Source organism: Streptomyces sp. NBC_01618 (genome assembly GCF_045209435.1).
GTDB lineage: Bacteria > Actinomycetota > Actinomycetes > Streptomycetales > Streptomycetaceae > Streptomyces.
In genome coordinates, this window is the sequence record NZ_CP109297.1 from 7,843,698 (window position 1) to 7,861,582 (window position 17,885).

The following is a 17,885-nucleotide window of genomic DNA, read 5'->3' on the forward strand; positions in this document are numbered from 1 at the left end:
CTTTCGCATTGCGGATGCGCGTCGAACAAGACGATCCGGGCAGAGGATGCGGGAGGGAGAGGGCGATGGTGCACGAACCAGTGACGAGGGCCGTCGGTCGGCCATACTGGCCGGAATTGCCGCTACGGTACACGGAAGCGGACAGCTGTCCGCCAACCGTCGAACCTAGCGGACTGTTGTCCGGTCAGCAAGGACGGACTTGGCCGAGCGGACAGTTGTCCGGTCAGCAAGGCCGGACTTGGCCGCGTTTCCGGAAGGAGGACGAGTGCGGGAAGACAGGAACACGGCTCTGCGCCCGGACGCGCAACGGAATCGCGAGCGCATCCTGGAAGTCGCGCTGGCCGAGCTGACGCGGGCAGCGGACGCCCCGCTGAGTGTGATCGCGAAGAAGGCCGGCGTCGGGCAGGGAACGTTCTACCGGAACTTCCCCAACCGCGAGGCGCTGGTCCTGGAGGTCTACCGCTACGAGATGCAGCAGGTCGCCGACGCCGCTGCCCAACTGCTCCGGACCCGCACACCCGACCAGGCCCTGAGGGAGTGGATGGACCGCCTGGCCCAATACGCCATGGCCAAGGCAGGTCTGGCCGACGCACTGCGCAAGGCCACCAGTTCGTACGGCAGTCTGGCCCAGCTGGGCCACGGCCCGGTGACCCGGGCGGTCACGCTCCTGCTGAAAGCCAACGAGGAGGCCGGCACCATCCGCCCGGGGCTGACCCCCGACGATTTCGTGCTCGCCATTGCCGGGCTCTGGCAGATCGACCCGCACAGCGACTGGCAGCCGCGGGCGACACGGCTGCTGGACCTCGTCATGGACGGGCTGCGGGCGGGGGCATCGGGGAGCGGGAGGGCTGGCGGCGGATGAGTCCGAGGCGGACGGATCCCGGGCGGACCGGCTGACGTCCGGGGGGAAGGCGCGTGGTGCCGCTTCGACCGGGCCGCCTGACAGATCGAGGCGGAGAGGGCTGACATCACCCGAATGACGACTCATTCTGTTGACAGATTGGGGGGCCTGTCCGCGCAAGGTAAGTGCTGATGCTCACTCGGATCGCGAAAGATTCCCGCCTTTCCTTCTCGCTGCGCGTGCGAGAGTTCGCCGTGCCGCCGTCCGTGATCGAGACTGCGACCGCCCGCCGCTGTGCCGGGGACTGGGCGTGCGCGTGCGCCGCCGCACACATCGATGACGATCTCAACCTTCCCTACGTTCTCCTGTGGGACCGGGCGAGCCCTTCGTATGGTTGGCCCACCCAGGGGCGTCGGGCGTGGCTTTGAACCTTCTGCCGCTTGTGACTACGCGGACCGGGCCGCGGTCGCCGCTCCCGTGCCGTGGGCGGCCGTCGGGACCTGATCACCGTGCTGCCGTGCGACGCGGCGGCCCGGATCGCGCACCCGCTGTGCCGTGCCGAGGGAATACCGCTGCTGGGCGGCGGGGGCACGGATCTGCGTACGGGCTTCGCCAAGGCGCTCCGAGCACGGCCCCGCCCCGACGTCATCGTGGTCCTGACCGACGGTCAGACACCCTGGTCGAGCACGCATCCACCGTGCCGGACGGTGGTGGGTCTGTTCCCTCGTCAGCATGCGGCCGGGTCGTGGGACGAGGACGATCCCGATCACGCCCCTCACTCGCCGCCCACGTGGGCACGCGTGGTCGCCATCGGTCAGGTCCCACTGCTCGGTGGTCGTACGCCATCGTCGTACGGGACTTGATGGGGCGGAAGGGTGCCCGGCCGGCGCCATGTCAGGTTGGCGCCGACCGGGCGGTCTCATGTGGGTCGGCCGCCGTCGGTGCGGTCGGCTGATCCTTGTACCACTGCGGGTTGTTCGGCAGTGATCCGCGCAATGGCCTCGGCGGTGAGGGCGCGGTCGTGCGGCTCGGTGTCCAGAGCTCGGTGGATCGAGAGGCCCTCGATGAGTGCGTCGAGCCGGCGGGCGGTGGCGGGGGTGAAATGCTGCTCGAGAATCCGGCGGCTTTGGCGCATCCACTCCCTGGTGAGCTCACGGTAGGCGGGCTGCCGGGCAGCCAGCGTGTACAGCTCATGGGTGAGGACCAGCTGGCGCTGGTCGCCGCCGGAGAGATGGTGGACGAGATCGACGACCGCTTCGCGTGCCTCGTCGGGGGTGGCGGCGGCGCCCAGACGCTGCTCGAAGACATCGGCGATCGTCGCGGCGAAGCGGGTGAACGCCTCGCGCAGCAGCTCGTCCATGTTCTGGAAGTGATACGTCATGGAGCCGAGCGGGACGCCCGCCCGGGCAGCGACCTTGCGGTGGGAGACGCCGGCGACGCCTTCGTCGGCGATGAGGTCGAGCGCCGCGTCGATGATGCGCTCGCGCCGTTCGGGATCGATGCGTCCGGTGGCCACCCTTGTCCTCCTAGATCGAGCGGACCACTCGCGCCGGGTTGCCCACGGCAATGACGTTCGGCGGGATGTCCTTGGTGACGACGGCCCCGGCACCGATGACACTGTTGTCCCCGATGGTGACGCCGGGCAGGACGATCACGCCGCCGCCGAGCCAGACATTGTCGCCGATGGTGATCGGCTGAGCGGCCTCCAGCTTGTCGCGCCGGGGCTGCGGCTCGACGGGATGGGTGGGGGTCAGCAACTGCACGTTCGGACCGATCTGGCAGTCCTTGCCGATCCTGATCGGAGCGACGTCGAGAGCGGTGAGGTTGTAATTGACGAAGGTTCCCTCGCCGACGCTGATGTGGCTGCCGTAGTCGACGAACAGGGGCGGCCTGATGCGCACATCCGCACCGAGACTGCCGATGAGTTCCGCGAGCAACGGCTGCGCGTCGTCGGGGTCCTGCAGATATGCGGCCTGATACTCGGTTGCCAGGCGCAACGCGCGCTGCTGTGCGCGAGTGTTCTCCGGGTCGTCGTCGACGTAGAGGTCTCCGGCGAGCATGCGCTCGCGGTTGGTACGGGAGTCCCCGTCGAAGCAGTCCTTCATAGGGACGATCGTACACACAACAGTGTACGTTCGTACGCTACTGCCCGCGGCCGGCGCCAACAGCTGTTGCTCAGCCTGTCGGTGCAGGTCGGTGGGTTGCTCACGGAGCGGGTGTACTTTCGATGAATGACCCCGCAAGACCTCGCCAACCTTGCGCACCTGCGCCGGGCCCGGGATCTGATCGACCGCGAGTACGCGCGCCCGCTCGACGTTCCTACGATGGCCCGCCACGCCCTCATGTCGCCGGCGCGCTTCTCGCGGCGGTTCCGGGCCGCCTACGGGAAGACGCCGTACAACAACCTCATGACCCGCCGCATCGAGCGGGCGATGGCGCTGCTGCGCGCGGGAATGAGCGTGACCGACGCGTGCATGGCGTCGGCTGTACCTCGCTCGGCTCGTTCGGCTCGCGATTCACCGAGCTCCTGGGTGAGCCGCCGAGCGCGTACCGCATGGGGGAACACCACGCCGTGACGGCGATGCCCGCGTGCGTGGCGAAGGTACGCACCCGGCCGACCGGAGACGCATCGAGCCGGATTCGAGAAGCGGTCCGCGACAGCGCCGCCTAGCGTTGGCCGCATGAACATCGCACTCCAGTACTGTCACATCACCATCAACGACATGGGCGAGTCGCTCGTCTTCTACCGTGACGCGCTCGGCCTCGAGGTGCGCAACGATGTCGCCTCGGGCGGATTCCGCTGGGTCACCCTCGGCAGCGCTGCCCAGCCGGACCTCGAGATCGTGCTCTCGGAACCGCACGCCGGCCGATCCCAGGCCGATGGCGACGCGCTGCAGGAACTGCTCACCAAGGGTGTCCTGCCGATGGTCGTCTTTCGCACCGACGATCTCGACGCGGCCTTCGAGAAGGTGCGGGCATCCGGCGCCGAGGTGCTGCAGGAGCCCGTGGACCAGCCCTGGGGCCCGCGTGACTGCGCGTTCCGCGATCCGTCGGGCAACATGGTGCGCATCTCGCAGGGGCCGAAGGCGTAGCTTCGGCCGCGCCTCCTCGGTCACGCTTCACGGCGGGCCGAAGACGATGACGGACGAGGAAACCCGCAGTCTCCTGGCGGTGCGAGCGACCGCCGGGACTACGGGGAGCGACCTGGCCGTGCCACGCCTGGCCGTGGCGTACGTCCCGGTTCGCAACCGTCGTGTTTCCTGCCCCGGCGGGAGTCCCCTACGGGAGCCGGTCGGCGGTGACCACCGACACGAGGGGCGCCAACTGCTCCAGCAGTACCAGCGCCTGCTCGTGCAGGGCCATGGACGCTCCCGCACAGGCATCGGCCACCACGGTCACCCGACGGCCGGCGTCCGCGGCGGCGAAGGCGGTGCCGAGGACACAGCACTCCGTGGCCACGCCGCACAGGACCAAGGGAGCGTCCCCGACGATGCCGGCGCCGGCCGCCCCCGCGTCATGACCCGACGCCCCGGCCGCCGACCGGGGCCCAACACCAGGAAGACAAGGGACAGTCATGCGATTCTCGCTGTTCCTGCACATGGAGCGCTGGGACGAGCGAATCAGCCACCAGGAGCTCTTCGAGAACCTGACCGAGCTGGTGCTCATGGCCGAAGCAGGCGGCTTCAGCACCGTCTGGATCGGCGAGCACCACGCGATGGAGTACACCATCTCGCCGAGCCCGATGCCCCCTGCTGGCCAACCTGGCTCCCAGGACGACGACGATCCGCCTGGGCGCGGGCACCCTTGTCGCGCCGTTCTGGAACCCGGTCCGGGTGGCCGGCGAATGCGCGCTGCTGGATGTGATCAGCAACGGCCGCATGGAGATCGGACTGGCCCGCGGCGCCTACCAGTTCGAGTTCGACCGCCTGGCAGGAGGGCTCCCGGCGATGGACGGCGGCAAGCACCTGCGTGAGTTGGTGCCTGCCGTACGGGCACTGTGGCAGGGCGACTACGCCCACGACGGCGAGATCTGGCAGTTCCCGACGTCCACGAGCGTGCCCAAGCCCGTCCAGCAGCCCACCCCGCCGATGTGGATCGCGGCCCGCGACCCGGCGTCGCACGACTTCGCGGTGGGCTCGGGCTGCAACGTCATGGTCACACCGCTGATGAAGGGGGACGAGGAAGTCGACGACCTGAAGCGGAAGTTCGACGACGCCGTGGCCGCACACCCCGAGGTCGCACGGCCCGACCCCATGGTTCTGCGGCACACGCACGTCCACGCCGAGGACGACCCCGAGGGCCGGCGCCCGGCGGCTGCCGCGATCTCGAAGTTCTACCGCACCTTCGACGCCTGGTTCGCCAACAGCACGACTCCGGTCAACGGATTCCTCGAGCCCAGCCCGGAGTCGAAGTTTGCCGAACGGTCCGAGTTCGAGCCCGAATCGCTGCACAGGACCGCGATGATCGGCACGCCGGGCGAGGTCATCGAGCGCCTGCGCCGCTACCAGGACCTCGGCATCGACGAGTTCAGCTTCTGGTGCGACAACAGCCTGCCGCACGAGGAGAAGCGCAAGTCGCTCGAACTGTTCGTCAAGGAGATCGTGCCGGCCTTCCAGTGACAGCGGCCATGTGGCAGAGGACCGGGCCGCACCCCGGCCTCGCCGCACGCGGCGCTGCGGCCGACGGGGGTGCCTGGACGATCAAGGTCGTCCGGGCACCCCCGTTCCTGACTGCCCGCGGCCGCGTCTACGGGGAAGTGCGCCCGCCGCTCCGCGACACGGACCCGCTGTCATGGTGCCGGCATCACGCCCAGGGCGGCGGGCCGTCCGGGACGAGCACGTGCGCGCCGGTGTCTCCTTCACGGAGCTCCGGCGGACGTGCTTCCGGTTACGTTCTGATCAAGGTCGTCCGCGGCCCTTGTGCGCCAGGTCACCTCGGCATACGTTTCGTGCCACACCAGCGAACAAAGTGTTCGCTGACAACACATCAGGTGTTTACTCATGGCGGAGTCACCACTTCCCAACCCCTCCGATGACGGCTTCGACGCGCTCGCCGACGAGGCGCTGGGTGCCTGCATCCGGGAGTACCGCATGAAGCGGCGCATGTCGCTGCGTGCCCTGGGGGCGGCTGCCCAGGCGAGCCCGGGCTTCCTCAGCCAGTTGGAGCGGGGGCAGGCCAACGCCTCCATCGGAATGCTGCGGCGCATCGCGGCGGCGCTCGGCCTCACCGTGGCCGACCTCTTCGACCAGAGCGGTCCCACAGGACCGCGAGTCGTACGGCGCGCCGACCGGCCGAAGCTGCAAACAGCCCCGGGGAGCCGGAAGTTCCTGATTTCCCAGCGGCCGCTCGGTCATCTGGAGGTGTACGCGGGCGAGTTCGAACCGGGGGCCTCTACCGGGGACGACGCCTACACCCACGGAGACTCGCAGGAGATCCTCCTCGTGGTCAGCGGCAGCGTCCGGATCGAACTGGACGGTCAGCCCCACGTTCTGGATCCCGGCGACAGCATCGAGTACCTGTCCTCCACCCCGCACCGGGTCGTCAACGACGGTGGGACGCCCGCCGAAATCCTCTGGATCATCAGTCCGCCGACGCCGGACTGACCCTCGCTCTCCCTTCTTCCTCTGCCCTCTTCTCCAACCCTCCCCGTCTTCACCCTCGCTCTGGAGCACCACCATGCCCGAGAAAACTGGACGAACCGTCGGAAAAGCCGCAGCCTGCGGCGCTCTGCTGCTGGCCCTCACCGCCTGCTCCGGCGGTGCCCCCGCCGCCCGTGACATCGATCTCGGCCCCGGCCCGGCCGCCGCGGGCACCGTGAAGAAGGGCGCCCTCGACGGCGTCACCCTCACGTTCGCCTCCTACGGCGGCATCTACCAGGACGGTCAGGAGACCGCCGCGGTCAAGCCGTTCGCCACCGAATCCGGCGCGAAGATGCTCTCGGACGGCCCTACCGACTACACCAAGCTCAAGGCACAGGTCGACTCGGGCAACGTCACATGGGACGTGGTGGACACCGACGCCATCTGGGCCGAACGGCAGTGCGGAAAGCTCCTCATGCCGCTCGACACCACCATCGTCGACACCTCGAAGCTGCCCAAGGACATGGTGGGCAAGTGCTCGGTACCGGCCATGACCTACGGCATGGTGCTGATGTACGACAAGTCCAAGTTCGGCGCCAACCCCCCCAAGGACTGGGCGGACTTCTTCGACACCGCCAAGTACCCCGGCAAGCGCGCCATACCCGGCCTGGCGTCCGACGCGGCCCCCGGCCCGCTGGAGGCGGCACTGATCGCGGACGGGGTCGCCCCCGACAAGCTCTTCCCGCTCGACGTCGACCGCGGTCTGAAGAAGCTCACCAGCGTCCGCTCCTCCCTGGTCTTCTGGGACACCGGTGCGCGATCCCAGCAACTGCTGGAGTCGGGCGAGGTGTCGATGGCGATGGTGTGGACCGGCCGTGCGTACTCGGCCGTGAAGAACGGTGCGAAGTTCGCACCGCAGTGGAACCAGTTCATGCCGGTCTCCGACTCCCTCGCGGTGCCCAAGAACGCCAAGAACCCCAAGGCATCCATGGCCCTGATCAACTACTACCTGGGCGCCGGCCAGCAGGCCAGGCTCACCGAGCTGACCTCCTACTCGCCGATCAACTCCGAGGCCGAGCCGAAGATCGACGCGGCCGCCTCCGAATACATGACGTCCACGCCGGAGCGGCAGGCAAAGGCCCTCAAGCTGGACAACGCCTGGTGGGCGCAGAACCAGGAGCAGATCATCCAGAAGTGGTCCGACTGGCTGGCGCGCTGACCCATGACCGCCCTGATCGAGATCGCCGCCCCGGCCGCCGGCCGGCGCTCCAAGGGCGCCGGTGACCGGTGGGGATGGCTGCTGCTGCCGGCGCTGGTGCTGCTGGCTGTGCTGTTCCTCGTACCGCTGGGCCTGATGGCCTGGCGCAGTGTCACCGACCCGGCCCCCGGTGCGGGCAACTACTCCTGGTTCTTCACCAGCGACGTCGCCCTCTCCACCCTGGTCCGTACGCTGGCCGTCGGCGCCGTCGTCACCCTGGTGACTCTGGTGCTCTCCTATCCGTACGCCTACCTGATGACCGTGGTCAGCGCCCGTGCGCGGGTCTGGCTCACTCTGCTCGTACTGCTGCCGTTCTGGACGAGCCTGATGGTGCGCACTTTCGCGTGGGTGGTGCTGCTGCAGGACAGCGGTGTCGTCAACCAGTTGCTCGGCGCCGTGGGGATGGGGCCGCTGCAGCTGATCCGTACCCCCACCGGGGTGGTGATCGGCATGACGCAGGTGCTGATGCCGTTCATGGTGCTGCCGCTGTACGCGGTGATGAGCGGTATCGACCGGCGGTTGCTGGACGCCGCGCAGGGCATGGGGGCGCGCCCCGCCACCGCGTTCCTGCGGGTGTTCGTGCCCCTGTCGCTGCCCGGGGTCGGCGCCGGTGCGCTGACCGTGTTCATCACCTCGCTCGGCTTCTACGTGACGCCGGCTCTGCTGGGCTCGCCCGACCAGGCGCTGATCTCACAGCAGATCTTCACTCAGGTCAACGGGCTGCTCGCGTGGGGCCGGGGCGGAGCGATGGGCGTGGTGCTGCTGGCGGTCACGCTGGTCCTGCTGGGGCTGGTCGGCGTCGTCCTGCGGCTCACCCGTACCCGTGGAGGTGCCCGATGAGGACCGGCCCCGCGCGGATCGCGCTCTGGGCGTTCAGCGTGCTGGTGGGCTTCTGGCTCATCGCACCGACGCTCGTGGTGATCCCGCTCAGCTTCACCGACAAGGCGTCCCTGGTGTTCCCGCCGACCGGCTGGTCCGGCCGCTGGTACACCAACTTCTTCACCGACCCCCGGTGGACCGAGGCGTTGTTCTCCTCGCTGCAGGTGGGCGCCCTGGTCGCGGTGGTGGCCACCGTGCTGGGCACCGCCGCCGCTATCGCGCTCACCCGGTCCGGCTCGCGCTGGGCGAAGTCGTCGTACGGGCTGCTGCTCGCCCCGATGATCGTGCCCACCGTGGTCGTGGCCATCGGCGTGTACGCGCTGTTCCTCCAGTACGGTCTGCTGGGCACGCTGTTCGGCTTCGTCACCGCCCACACCGTGCTCGCGCTCCCGTTCGTGATCATTCCGGTGACGGCGAGTCTGCGCGGCTTCGACCGGCGGCTCGAGGACGCCGCACTGATCTGCGGCGCAAGCCGGTGGGGCGCGATCCGTCAGGTGACGTTGCCTCAGATCGCCCCCGGAGTCGTCTCCGGCGCCCTGTTCGCCTTCGTCACCAGCTTCGACGAGGTGGTGGTCTCCCTCTTCATCCAGAGCCCCTACCTGCAGACCCTGCCGGTGATGATGTTCGCCAGCGTGACCCGGGACACCGATCCCACCATCGCCGCGGCCGCCACCCTGATCATCGCCTTCACCACGGTGCTCGTACTGGCCGCCACCTTCGCCACCTCCAGGAGGAACCGTGTCCGCTGAGACCAGCCTCATCAAGGCGCGCGGAGCCCGCATCGAACTGGCGCAGGTGCGCAAGGAATACGCGGACTCCGTCGCAGTCGACGACGTCTCCCTGGTCATCGAACCGGGCGAGTTCATGACCCTGCTGGGCCCCAGCGGCTCAGGCAAGACCACCACCCTCAACATCATCGCCGGGTTCACCGCCGCCACCTCGGGCACCCTGACCATCGGCGGTGTCCAGATGCAGGACCTGCCGCCGCACCGGCGCGACATCGGCATGGTCTTCCAGCACTACGCGCTCTTCCCGCACATGACGGTGGCTCAGAACGTCGCCTTCCCGCTGAAGCAGCGCAAGGTTCCCAAGGCCCGCCGCACCCAGCTGGTCGAGGCGGCCCTGGAGACCGTACGGCTCGGCGACTACGGCCACCGCAGGCCCAGCGAACTGTCCGGCGGACAGCAGCAACGGGTCGCCCTGGCCCGGGCGGTGGTGTACGAGCCCAGCGTGCTGCTGATGGACGAGCCGCTCGGCGCGCTCGACAAGAAGCTGCGCGAATCGCTCCAGCTGGAGATCAAGCGGGTGCACCGAGAGATCGGCTCCACCTTCGTCTTCGTCACCCACGACCAGGAAGAAGCACTGGTCCTCTCGGACCGGATCGCCGTCTTCAACGACGGGGGCATCCAGCAGGTCGGCACCGCGAGCGAACTGTACGAGAAGCCCCGCAGCCTGTTCGTGGCCGAGTTCCTCGGCGAGTCCTCCACCGTGCGGGGCAGGATCGAACCGGACGGCGACGACTCGTGCCTGCGCGTCGGCGACCGTACCGTACGCGCACCCGGCCGGCCCGCCGACGGCACCGACGCCGACGCCGCCGTCGTCGTCCGCCCCGAGCACCTGCGGGTGCAGCCCGCCGGAGCACCGGTCGCCCCCGGGGCCAACGCCCTGCCGGCCCGGGTGACCCAGGAGATCTACCTGGGCTCCGGCCGCAAGCTCGAACTCGCCCTGCCCGACGGCACCGTACTGCTCGCCCGCGAGCAGGCAGACCGGCTGTCCGGCGTCCGCCACGGCGACGAGGTCACCGTGGTCTGGGACGTCGAGCGGGGCGTCCTGCTCGGTGACAAGCCCGGCACCACCCACACACCCACCCGCGCCGGCCGGACCCCCGCCGGCGTCGCACAGGAGAGCGGCCGATGAGCACCGCAACACCCGCCACCAGTCCCACCTTCGTCAACGGCGACGTCTCCTTCTGGTTCCGGGAGGGCGGCATTCCCGCCCGCCGCCCGGCACTCCCCGGCGACCTGGACGTGGACGTCGCGCTCGTCGGCGGCGGTTACACCGCACTGTGGACCGCGTACTACCTCAAGCAGGCCCAGCCCGACCTGCGGATCGCCGTACTGGAGAAGGAGTTCGCCGGCTTCGGAGCCTCCGGCCGCAACGGCGGCTGGCTCAGCGCCGAGCCGCCCGGCCAGATGCACCGCTACGCCAAGGCACACGGCCGGGAGTCGGCCCTCGCCATGCAGCGCGAGATGTTCTCCTCCGTCGACGAGGTCATCCGGGTCGCCGCCGAGGAAGGCATCGAGGCCGACATCCAGAAGGACGGCCTGCTCCACGTCGCCACCAACGCCGCGCAGGAACGGCGGCTCCGCGACCAGCTGCCGTCGCTGCGTGCCGAGGGCTGGGGCGAGAATGACCTGGTCGAACTGGACCGCGACGAGCTCGCCGAGCGCGTCCGCGTCGCCGGCGCCCGCAGCGCCCACTGGAGCCCGCACTGCGCCCGCATCCAGCCGGCCAAGCTGGTCCGGGGCCTGGCCGACGTGGTCGAGCGGATGGGCGTCACCATCTACGAGAACACCGAAGTCACCGAGATCCGCCCGCACGAGGCGGTCACGCCGCACGGCACCGTCCGGGCGTCGTTCGTGATCCGGGCACTGGAGGGCTTCACCTCCGAGCTGCGCGGACACCGCCGATCGTGGCTGCCCATGAACAGCAGCATGATCGTCACCGAGCCGCTGCCCGCCGCCGTGTGGGAGGAGATCGGCTGGCGCGGAGCCGAACTGATCGGCGACGAGGCGAACTCCTACTGCTACATCCAGCGCACCACCGACGGCCGGATCGCCATCGGCGGACGCGGCATCCCGTACATGTTCGGTTCCCACGTCGACCAGCGCGGCGAGACCCGGACCGCCACCCAGATGCAGCTGCAGGCCATCCTGCGGCAGCACTTCCCGGCCACCCGGGACGTGGCGATCGACCACACCTGGTCCGGGGTGCTGGGCGTGCCGCGTGACTGGTGCGCCACCGTCCACGTGGACGAGCGGACCGGGCTGGGCTGGGCCGGCGGCTACGTCGGGCACGGCGTGACCACCACCAACCTCGCCGGACGCACCCTGCGCGACCTGATCCTGCGTCAGAAGACGGACCTCACCCGGCTGCCCTGGGTCGGCCGCCAGGTGCGCGGCTGGGAACCCGAACCGCTGCGCTGGCTCGGCGTGCGCAGCCTCTACGTCGCGTACCGCGCCGCCGACCGGCACGAGAACTCCGGCCTGGAGCGCACTTCCGCCATCGCACGCATCGCCAACGTCATCAGCGGCCGCTGAAAGGAGCCGAACCTCGTGAACACCCCTGTGGACACCACCCTCTTCCCCATCGCCTTCCTCGCCGACGCGGTGACCACCGACCTGCCCGCCGCCACTCCCAAGCCCACCAGCACCACCGGTCAGCAGGAGACCGGCCACACACTGTGGACGTCCCCCGACGGCCTCGTCGAGGTCGGCGTCTGGGAGTGCGACCCCGGCCACTTCACCGCCACCCGCGAGGGCTACGACGAGATCTGCCAGGTACTGTCCGGCACCGCCACCGTCGACACCGAAGGCGGCGAAAGCGTCGAGCTGCGCCCCGGCTCCACCCTGGCCATGCCGGCCGGCTGGCGCGGCACCTGGCAGGTCCACGAAACGATCCGCAAGGTGTACGTGGTGCGAACCCACCGGGCCGGCGCATGACCCTCGTCCTGCACGGCGGCCAGGTATGGACGGGCGACCCCGCGCGGCCACACGCGACCGCCGTCGCCGTGGCCCACGGCCGGATCACCGCCATCGGCTCCGACACCGAAGTACGGGCGGCCGCCGGACAGGCGGCCGAAACCGTCGACCTGGCCGGCCGGACCGTGGTCCCCGGTCTCCAGGACGCGCACATCCACCCCCTCTGGGGAGCCATGGAGGCGCTGCGCTGCGATCTGACCGGCGCCGCCGACGCAGCACAGTGCACCGCCCTCGTCCGGGAGTACGCGGCGGCCCACCCCGGCCGGCCGTGGATCCTGGGCGGCGGCTGGGGCATGGACTGCTTCCCCGGCGGCTGGCCCACCAGGGAACTGCTGGACGCGGTCGTCGCGGACCGGCCGGTCTTCCTGCCCAACGCCGACCACCACTCGGCCTGGGTCAACTCGGTGGCGCTGGAACGCGCCGGGATCGACGCGTCCACACCGGACCCCGCGGCCGGGCGGATCGAGCGCGATGCGGCCGGCCGGCCCACCGGGGTACTGCACGAGGCCGCGATGGACCTGGTCGCCCGGGTGCTGCCGCAGAACACCCCGGAGGACCAGCGCGCAGCGCTCGTCCACGCCCAGGAGCACCTCTTCCGGTACGGCATCACCGGCTGGCAGGACGCCATCGTCGGCGCCTACGGCGGAGCCGGCGACACACTCGCCGCCTATCGCCGGGCGGACGCGGAAGGGCTGCTGAAGGCCCGGGTCACCGGAGCCCTGTGGTGGGACCGCGACCGCGGTCCGGAACAGCTGGACGATCTCCTGGCCCGGCGCGGCGAGCCCGGCCGCCGGTTCCGGGCGGGCACGGTGAAGGTCATGCAGGACGGCGTACTGGAGACCGGCACCGGCGCCCTGCTGGAGCCCTACCTCGACCAGTGCGGGTGCGCCACCGGCAACCTGGGCCACTCCAACGTGCCCGCCGAACTGCTCACGGAGGCGGTGACCCGGCTGGACGCGGCCGGCTTCCAGGTCCACTTCCACGCAATCGGCGACCGCGCGGTCCGCGAATGCCTGGACGCGGTCGAGGCCGCCTCGCGGGCCAACGGAGTGCGCGACCGGCGGCACCACATCGCGCATGTGCAACTGGTCGACGACGCGGACATCGGCCGGTTCGCCGAGCTGGGGGTGACGGCCAACATCCAGTCCCTCTGGGCGACCCACCACCCGCAGGCGGACGAGCTGGTCGATCCGCTGCTGGGCGAGGAGCGTGCCCGGCGCCAGTACCCCTTCCGCCGGCTGCTCGACAGCGGCGCCCGGCTCGCCGGCGGCAGCGACTGGCCGGTCACCACGGCCGACCCCTGGCAGGCCATGCACGTCGCGGTGCACCGCACCGAACCACCTGGCTCCCCGCACGCCCACTGGCCGGGCGCCGACCGCCCGTACGGCCCGGAGCAGCGCCTGCGGCTCGCCGACATCCTGCGCGCCTACACCGCCGGTTCGGCGTGGGTGAACGGCAACGACGACGAGACCGGCTGCCTGCGCGAGGGCATGGCCGCGGACCTCGCGGTCCTCGACCGGGACCTCTTCGCTCCCGGTACGCCCGTGGCCGGCACCCGGGCGGTGCTCACCCTGGTGGCGGGAGAGGTGGTCCACAGCGAGTAGATACACAGCGGAATAGGGGGAGAGGCCGCCGCTTTTCGGTCGGAGGCGGCGGCCGCACCACCGTCCGCTCGATCCGGATCTACCGGCCGATCCTGCCCCGTTCGGTCACTGTCGACCCATCTGGTTCCCCTGGTTCGTGCCGGAGCCCGCTTCGAACGCGGGCAGCCTGTCGAGGGTTGGGAGAACTCGTGGCCTGAAGTCCTGCCCACGGGTGCCGAGCGGGATTCACGCGTACCGGTCGAAAAGAGCCTGGATGTACTCCTCCAGTCTGCCGGACAGCACGGTGGGGGTGAGATCGGTGCGGTCCAGTTCGCGCCAGGGGATGCCGACCTTCTCGGCATCCGGGGCAAATGCCAACGCGTCCAGCAGCCGCCAGTACAGTTGCTCCGCGGGCTTGTCGGTCAGGGTTCCTCCCGCCGCGACGTACCGGTCGGCGAAGCCCATGCCTGTCGGAACTCCGTGCAGCAGGGCCAGGGCCGTCGAGCAGTGGGCCACGTCCAGGTCGGCCGGCCCCCAGGAGGTCTCCACCCAGTCGACGACGCCGCTGATCCGCAGATCGTCGTTGTCGCCTTCGAACAGAACATTGCCGGGGTGGAAGTCCCGGTGCAGGAAGCAGGGCTGGTAGTGCGGCGGTTCGCGTCGGATGACGTCCACGGCCCGCCGCCAGAGCTCGGGTCGCGTTGAGGAGCCAGGTGGGTTTACCCGTTCGGGCGTGGCCCACGCCTGATAGGTGCGGGGCCGGGTCTCCTCGGTGACCAGCACCTGATGGATGCGCAGGAGACGCCCGGCCAGCAAGTCGGCACGCCGGGCGGCTCCCTGGTCGGCCAGGCGGACGCTCCCGGGCAGCAGCGACATCAGCAAGGAGGGGTGGTCGCAGTACTCCGCCGTCGCGTCCACGTCCACGAGGGTGGCGGCGGGCACGTCCGTCTCACCGAGCAGGCGCAGGATCCCCGCCTCGCGCGACAGCAGGCCCTCCGCGTGTCGAAGGAAGAAGGGTTTGACGAAGGAGCGAAGGACCAGCGAGCGTCGACCGCCCGACCCGGAGATGCTCAGCCGGCGCATCTTTGAGGTCCACCCGCCGCGCAACCGCGTGACATCCTCGATGCGTTCCGACTCGGCCAGTCCTTTCTCCACCCATGAGCGCGTCGCACTCCAGTCCTGGCTCTCAAGGTCCCCACCGGTTCGCTCGGTGCCCTCACCTCTGTTCATGGGAGGCAGGCTATCGACCGCCCGATGGACACATTGCTCGGGCAACCCACCCACAACTCCCGGCGCATCCGACAGGCAGCGCCATCGGCTGGATGACTTGAGCGGTGGGCCCACGAACCGCCATCGCTATGTGCGGGAGCAGCGAAAGATGGGGGAGAATACAGGGCCCGGACGGCTGGCCCGGGCCCTGCCGTATACGGGACTGTCGCTCAGTCGCCGGTGTTGGTTGCCCAAACGGGCTGGTTGGCGTTGTTGTAGACGACGACGTTGCCGTCGTCCTGAACGGCGAGGTAGCGGCCCTTGTGCCAGGTTCCGGCGGCCCAGATGGCCTGGCCGGCCCTGTTGTAGATGACGAAGTTGCCGTCCTCCTGCATGACGAGGTGGTCGGCGTTGGGGTATACGTTCGGGGCCTGCCAGGCGGGACGGTTGTCCTTGTAGACGACGACGTTGCCGTCGCTCTGAACACGCAGGACGGTACGGCCGCTGCCGGACGTCCAGGCCTGGTTCTTGCCGAGGGTGGCGGGTCCGTAGAAGTGGGAGTCGCTCCGCAGGGCTTTTTGGAGCTGCGTGCTCTTGACGGTACGGCTGTTCTCCACGGCGTCAGCGGCAGGAATGGCGGCCAGGATGGGCAGGGCTGCGAGGGTGAGCGCGGGGAGGCCGCGCCACACGAGGTTCTTGATCACAACCCCGGATTTACACAGTCCGCAAATGCCTGCGACAGCCCCTGAGCCAAGAACTCACCCGTACGGTCCAGCGATTTCATCGCTGAAACGACACTGCTGGCGCCGACCGAGCCACCGACGCCGTCGAACGCGCCTGGGGCCGTCCCGAGCTCGGCGGCCCGTACGCCCTGCGTCGGCTGCCCCCGCCCACTTCAGCATCGGCCCCCGCTCGGACAAGGTCGCGCTCGTCACCGGCACCGGCAGCGGAATGGGCGCGGCGACGGCACGATTGCTCGCCGACCGCGGCGCCGCCGTCACCCTCGTCGGCCGGCGCACCGACAAGTTCGCAGACAGCGACCTCGTCGGGGCGGAGAAGGCGATGAACGTAAACTCCGTCGTACCGCCGCCCCGTTGAGCGATCTGGGCCGCGCATCTGATTCTTCAGGTGGTGGGCCGCCGGCCCGCAGCCAACTCGTCGGGCCGGAGGCATGTATCCGTTGGCGTCCGACATAGACAGGCTTACCGGCGCTCTGCCGGGGGTGGCGCCGTCACCAGGATGAGAGGGATTCCGTTGCAGGGCCGCAGTTGCTGCCCGCCGTGTTCCGTGCCGATTTCCGGTCCGGCCAGTACCGCCGCGAAGTCCGGGCCCCTGGTGAGCGATCCGACCAGGTGGTGGGGGTCGGTGGAGGCTGCGACCCGGCCGCGCGCGTTGACCAGGCGGGCGGGTCCCGGCAGGCGTTGGAGCAGAGGCATGACGACCGCTTCGAAGTGCCGCAGGTAGACGTCGGCGGCGGCCACTCCCATGAAGCGTCCCCCGATCGTGACCGCAGAGGAGAGGGTGATGCTGTACTCGTCGGAGCAGAGGTAGTCGACGTAGGGTCCCGCGACCACCCGCTGTCCGGTGTCGCGGGGCAGGGTGAACCAGTCCCAGTGCGTGTAGTCGGAGTACGCCGAGTGCTCAGGGTCCAGGTCGAGCAACAGCGGATGCACGGCACCGTCCGTGGTGGTCTGCCACCACTCGAGCCACGCCGGCACGTCGTCGAGCAGTCCTGGTGCCGCCACGAAGCCGAGCCCCGAGACCAGGTCGTACTGGGCGAGACAGGCGTGCAGGCAGGGGCGGAGCGCGGCCAGATCGGTCGAGACCGGCCGACGGCCGTCTGCGACGGCCGAGGCCAGGACCGACTCCGTGTCCGAAGCGGTCCTGCCCACAGCGTCGAAAACTTCTTCGAGCGAGTCTCGGACACGGACGGCCGCGTCGGCGGCCGTCATCTTGTCAAGTACCGCTGGTCCGGCGCTTGCGAGACGGGGACTGCTGCCCATCGGGGCCCTCCTTCGGACGGGGACCGCGCGCACCGTCGGCCGAGCCGAGGCGGAGTTCGATCAGGCGCGCCATGGAGGCCTGCACGCATTGTTCGGCCAGGGCCCTGGCACGGTCATCCGCCCCATCATGCACGGCTGAGATCACGGCGTGGTGACGATCCACCGCCTCCTTGAGGTGCTCGTCCTCGCAGAGTACGAGGCGCAGAAGCGCCCCCACTTCGGTCTGGAGAGTGACCTCTTCCCTGGTCAGCCGGGCGGACTGGGCGGCCGCGGCCAGTTCGACATGGAAGCGTCCGAAGATTCGGCTGCGCGTCCCCGAGTCCTTGGCGTCCACCAACTCTCCCAAAGACCTGCCCAGTTGTTGCAGATCCTCGGGCTCGGTGCGCTGGGCCGCGAGCCGCGCGGCGGCACCCGCGACGGCTGCCCAGTGGTCGGCGAGATCGCGGAGTTCCTCGGTGCTCCAGTCGGAGAGCCGGGCAAGCAGCCGGTCTTCCGCAGGACCGTCGGGAACGGTGACGAAGCTGCCTCCGCCACGGCCCCTGCGGGTGATGACCAGGCCCCTTTGCCGGAGTGCCATCAGTGCTTCCCGCAGGGTCACGGTGGAGACGCCGAGCTGGGCGGCGAGGTCGCTCTCGCCGGGCAGCTGCTCGCCGTCTGCGAGCAGTCCGAGATCGATGGCGTCACCGAGCCGCCGCACGACGGCATCCACGCGGGCCAGGGTGTCGACGGGCGTGAAGACGACTCTGCGGGCGCCGGGTCTGTCTCGGTTCAC

The 17,885-nt window shown here is 69.8% G+C and carries 19 protein-coding genes and 3 pseudogenes; 15 read left to right on the forward strand and 7 right to left on the reverse strand.

Annotated elements, in window-relative coordinates:
* Positions 1-265 precede the first annotated feature (265 nt).
* Together OH735_RS36585 and OH735_RS36590 are read left to right on the forward strand one after the other, a co-directional pair.
* A complete protein-coding gene (locus tag OH735_RS36585) occupies positions 266-862 on the forward strand; it encodes a TetR/AcrR family transcriptional regulator (RefSeq protein WP_406386050.1) in 597 nt (198 codons plus the stop codon).
* 452 nt (positions 863-1,314) lie between these two features.
* A pseudogene (locus OH735_RS36590) lies at positions 1,315-1,704 on the forward strand (VWA-like domain-containing protein); the annotation flags it as partial.
* A 56-nt stretch (positions 1,705-1,760) separates the two neighbouring features.
* Here OH735_RS36590 and OH735_RS36595 read toward each other — a convergent pair.
* Both OH735_RS36595 and OH735_RS36600 read right to left on the reverse strand, forming a co-directional pair.
* Positions 1,761-2,357: a TetR/AcrR family transcriptional regulator gene (locus tag OH735_RS36595; protein ID WP_406386051.1), complete on the reverse strand. Its 597-nt coding sequence runs from the start codon at positions 2,355-2,357 to the stop codon at positions 1,761-1,763.
* A gap of 10 nt (positions 2,358-2,367) precedes the next feature.
* A complete protein-coding gene (locus OH735_RS36600; protein WP_406386052.1) occupies positions 2,368-2,946 on the reverse strand; it encodes a sugar O-acetyltransferase in 579 nt (192 codons plus the stop codon).
* Between the two features lie 126 nt (positions 2,947-3,072).
* Between OH735_RS36600 and OH735_RS36605 the strand changes: the two are divergent.
* Positions 3,073-3,512: pseudogene (locus OH735_RS36605) on the forward strand (helix-turn-helix transcriptional regulator).
* Positions 3,513-3,522: 10 nt separating this feature from the next.
* Positions 3,523-3,933, forward strand: a complete 411-nt coding sequence (locus OH735_RS36610; RefSeq protein ID WP_406386053.1) for a VOC family protein — start codon at positions 3,523-3,525, stop codon at positions 3,931-3,933.
* A 187-nt stretch (positions 3,934-4,120) separates the two neighbouring features.
* Here OH735_RS36610 and OH735_RS36615 read toward each other — a convergent pair whose 3' ends face one another.
* The gene (locus OH735_RS36615; RefSeq protein WP_406386054.1) at positions 4,121-4,441 is read right to left on the reverse strand and encodes a cysteine hydrolase family protein; all 321 of its coding nucleotides are present in this window, start codon (positions 4,439-4,441) and stop codon (positions 4,121-4,123) included.
* On the opposite strand from OH735_RS36615, the pseudogene OH735_RS36620 reads away from it, so the two are divergent.
* The 10 genes and pseudogenes from OH735_RS36620 to OH735_RS36665 all read left to right on the forward strand — a co-directional run.
* Positions 4,440-4,490 (forward strand): annotated as a pseudogene (locus OH735_RS36620) (hypothetical protein); the annotation flags it as partial. The gene OH735_RS36615 and the pseudogene OH735_RS36620 sit on opposite strands and share 2 nt — an antisense overlap.
* 112 nt (positions 4,491-4,602) lie before the next feature.
* Positions 4,603-5,460 carry an LLM class flavin-dependent oxidoreductase gene (locus OH735_RS36625; RefSeq protein WP_406386900.1) on the forward strand — a complete coding sequence of 286 codons (858 nt, stop codon included), beginning with the start codon at positions 4,603-4,605 and terminating at the stop codon, positions 5,458-5,460.
* A 381-nt stretch (positions 5,461-5,841) separates the two neighbouring features.
* On the forward strand, positions 5,842-6,444 hold the full coding sequence (locus OH735_RS36630) for a helix-turn-helix domain-containing protein (protein ID WP_406386056.1): 603 nt from the start codon (positions 5,842-5,844) through the stop codon (positions 6,442-6,444).
* 73 nt (positions 6,445-6,517) lie between these two features.
* A complete protein-coding gene (locus OH735_RS36635; protein WP_406386057.1) occupies positions 6,518-7,639 on the forward strand; it encodes an ABC transporter substrate-binding protein in 1,122 nt (373 codons plus the stop codon).
* A gap of 3 nt (positions 7,640-7,642) precedes the next feature.
* Positions 7,643-8,518, forward strand: coding sequence for an ABC transporter permease (locus tag OH735_RS36640; RefSeq protein ID WP_406386059.1), 876 nt, complete (start codon positions 7,643-7,645; stop codon positions 8,516-8,518).
* On the forward strand, positions 8,515-9,306 hold the full coding sequence (locus OH735_RS36645) for an ABC transporter permease (protein ID WP_406386061.1): 792 nt from the start codon (positions 8,515-8,517) through the stop codon (positions 9,304-9,306). The genes OH735_RS36640 and OH735_RS36645 overlap by 4 nt, the downstream gene beginning before the upstream one ends.
* Complete coding sequence (locus tag OH735_RS36650; RefSeq protein ID WP_406386062.1) at positions 9,296-10,474, forward strand: ABC transporter ATP-binding protein; 1,179 nt, start codon at positions 9,296-9,298, stop codon at positions 10,472-10,474. The genes OH735_RS36645 and OH735_RS36650 overlap by 11 nt, the downstream gene beginning before the upstream one ends.
* A complete protein-coding gene (locus OH735_RS36655; protein ID WP_406386064.1) occupies positions 10,471-11,877 on the forward strand; it encodes an NAD(P)/FAD-dependent oxidoreductase in 1,407 nt (468 codons plus the stop codon). The genes OH735_RS36650 and OH735_RS36655 overlap by 4 nt, the downstream gene beginning before the upstream one ends.
* A 15-nt stretch (positions 11,878-11,892) precedes the next feature.
* Positions 11,893-12,279 carry a cupin domain-containing protein gene (locus tag OH735_RS36660; RefSeq protein ID WP_406386066.1) on the forward strand — a complete coding sequence of 129 codons (387 nt, stop codon included), beginning with the start codon at positions 11,893-11,895 and terminating at the stop codon, positions 12,277-12,279.
* Positions 12,276-13,922, forward strand: coding sequence for an amidohydrolase (locus tag OH735_RS36665; protein ID WP_406386068.1), 1,647 nt, complete (start codon positions 12,276-12,278; stop codon positions 13,920-13,922). The genes OH735_RS36660 and OH735_RS36665 overlap by 4 nt, the downstream gene beginning before the upstream one ends.
* A gap of 225 nt (positions 13,923-14,147) precedes the next feature.
* Here the strand turns inward: OH735_RS36665 and OH735_RS36670 are convergent, their stop codons facing one another.
* Both OH735_RS36670 and OH735_RS36675 read right to left on the reverse strand, forming a co-directional pair.
* On the reverse strand, positions 14,148-15,131 hold the full coding sequence (locus OH735_RS36670) for a phosphotransferase family protein (RefSeq protein WP_406386070.1): 984 nt from the start codon (positions 15,129-15,131) through the stop codon (positions 14,148-14,150).
* Positions 15,132-15,340: 209 nt separating this feature from the next.
* Complete coding sequence (locus OH735_RS36675; RefSeq protein ID WP_406386072.1) at positions 15,341-15,814, reverse strand: hypothetical protein; 474 nt, start codon at positions 15,812-15,814, stop codon at positions 15,341-15,343.
* Between the two features lie 25 nt (positions 15,815-15,839).
* On the opposite strand from OH735_RS36675, the gene OH735_RS36680 reads away from it, so the two are divergent.
* Entirely contained in the window at positions 15,840-16,208 is a 369-nt protein-coding gene (locus tag OH735_RS36680) for an SDR family NAD(P)-dependent oxidoreductase (protein WP_406386073.1), read from the forward strand.
* Between the two features lie 104 nt (positions 16,209-16,312).
* Here OH735_RS36680 and OH735_RS36685 read toward each other — a convergent pair whose 3' ends face one another.
* Positions 16,313-17,062, reverse strand: a complete 750-nt coding sequence (locus OH735_RS36685) for a hypothetical protein (protein ID WP_406386074.1) — start codon at positions 17,060-17,062, stop codon at positions 16,313-16,315.
* A gap of 4 nt (positions 17,063-17,066) precedes the next feature.
* Positions 17,067-17,885 carry a FadR/GntR family transcriptional regulator gene (locus tag OH735_RS36690; protein ID WP_406386076.1) on the reverse strand — a complete coding sequence of 273 codons (819 nt, stop codon included), beginning with the start codon at positions 17,883-17,885 and terminating at the stop codon, positions 17,067-17,069.

Bases quoted from the DNA above. Each gene is read 5' to 3' on its own strand.
- OH735_RS36680 (WP_406386073.1), top strand. From the start codon at position 15,840: ATGCCTGCGACAGCCCCTGAGCCAAGAACTCACCCGTACGGTCCAGCG.
- OH735_RS36610 (WP_406386053.1), top strand. From the start codon at position 3,523: ATGAACATCGCACTCCAGTACTGTCACATCACCATCAACGACATGGGC.
- OH735_RS36685 (WP_406386074.1), bottom strand. From the start codon at position 17,062: ATGACGGCCGCCGACGCGGCCGTCCGTGTCCGAGACTCGCTCGAAGAA.
- OH735_RS36615 (WP_406386054.1), bottom strand. From the start codon at position 4,441: ATGTGCAGGAACAGCGAGAATCGCATGACTGTCCCTTGTCTTCCTGGT.
- OH735_RS36630 (WP_406386056.1), top strand. From the start codon at position 5,842: ATGGCGGAGTCACCACTTCCCAACCCCTCCGATGACGGCTTCGACGCG.
- OH735_RS36635 (WP_406386057.1), top strand. From the start codon at position 6,518: ATGCCCGAGAAAACTGGACGAACCGTCGGAAAAGCCGCAGCCTGCGGC.
- OH735_RS36640 (WP_406386059.1), top strand. From the start codon at position 7,643: ATGACCGCCCTGATCGAGATCGCCGCCCCGGCCGCCGGCCGGCGCTCC.
- OH735_RS36655 (WP_406386064.1), top strand. From the start codon at position 10,471: ATGAGCACCGCAACACCCGCCACCAGTCCCACCTTCGTCAACGGCGAC.
- OH735_RS36665 (WP_406386068.1), top strand. From the start codon at position 12,276: ATGACCCTCGTCCTGCACGGCGGCCAGGTATGGACGGGCGACCCCGCG.
- OH735_RS36600 (WP_406386052.1), bottom strand. From the start codon at position 2,946: ATGAAGGACTGCTTCGACGGGGACTCCCGTACCAACCGCGAGCGCATG.
- OH735_RS36670 (WP_406386070.1), bottom strand. From the start codon at position 15,131: ATGAACAGAGGTGAGGGCACCGAGCGAACCGGTGGGGACCTTGAGAGC.
- OH735_RS36645 (WP_406386061.1), top strand. From the start codon at position 8,515: ATGAGGACCGGCCCCGCGCGGATCGCGCTCTGGGCGTTCAGCGTGCTG.